The sequence below is a fragment of the Streptomyces silaceus genome (genome assembly GCF_001419745.1).
GTDB classification, from domain to species: Bacteria; Actinomycetota; Actinomycetes; order Streptomycetales; family Streptomycetaceae; genus Streptomyces; species Streptomyces silaceus.
In genome coordinates, this window is record NZ_LIRJ01000410.1 from 1 (window position 1) to 796 (window position 796).

Below are 796 nucleotides of genomic sequence, written 5' to 3' on the forward strand. Positions count from 1 at the left end.
GCCGCCAGCGCCCCGTCGTTCTTCCCGACCGCCACCGGGAAGTGGGGCTTCCTGCCCGAGGTCGTCCACGACTTGCTGCTGCCGCACCTGACGCAGCCCAAGGAGAACGACGCCTACGACTGCCCCTTCGCCAACATCCACAACAACTGGCTGGTGACCCCGGAGGTCGTCGAGGGGACCCTGATGGATGCCGGCTTCGTCGAAGCGGAAGTCATGGAGGAGGACCTGCCCATCACCGTCGAGTCCGGTGACCAGTGGGTCCGCTGGACTCGCTCGCACGGCATGCGCCGCTTGTGGGACCGGCTCTCCGCAGCGGAGGCCGAGGAACTCGCCACCGAGGTGGCCCACAGGCTGGACGCCCTCCGGGGAGGCGACGGGATCATCACCCTGCCTACCCCGATCGTCTACATGCGAGCCCGTGCACCCCAGAGCTGACGCCGCATCACCCAGGGCGGCACACCCGGTGGGGCGGTCCCCGTCGCGCCGGGCCGCCGCGGGCTCAGCCCCCTGGGGTCGTGCCGCCGGTCATCCGTCGCAGGCCGGAGTACTCCAGCGCCGCGTAGACCGTCACGATCAGCGCCCCGATCAGCATGAAGGCGACACCGAACCCCGTCAGCGACACCATGTCGCCGAAGGCCACCACGACGCAGGCGACGGCGGATGCCGCGTTCACCGCGACGACGGTCCAGGCGAGTCCGTCCGGAATCACCGGATAGCCCGCGATCAGGGCCAGCGCGGCCGCCCCGCCGATCTGGTAGATCCCGAACGCCACCGAGAACGCCACCGGCATGCCGGT

Annotated in this window: 1 protein-coding gene and 1 pseudogene; one reads left to right on the forward strand and one right to left on the reverse strand. The window is 70.5% G+C overall.

Features of this window, described 5'->3' with window-relative positions:
* Positions 1-435, forward strand: a pseudogene (locus AOK22_RS31800) (hypothetical protein); the annotation flags it as partial.
* A gap of 64 nt (positions 436-499) precedes the next feature.
* On the opposite strand, the gene AOK22_RS31805 reads toward AOK22_RS31800, so the two are convergent.
* The coding region (locus AOK22_RS31805; RefSeq protein ID WP_079036954.1) for a hypothetical protein at positions 500-796 on the reverse strand (297 nt) is incomplete at its 5' end.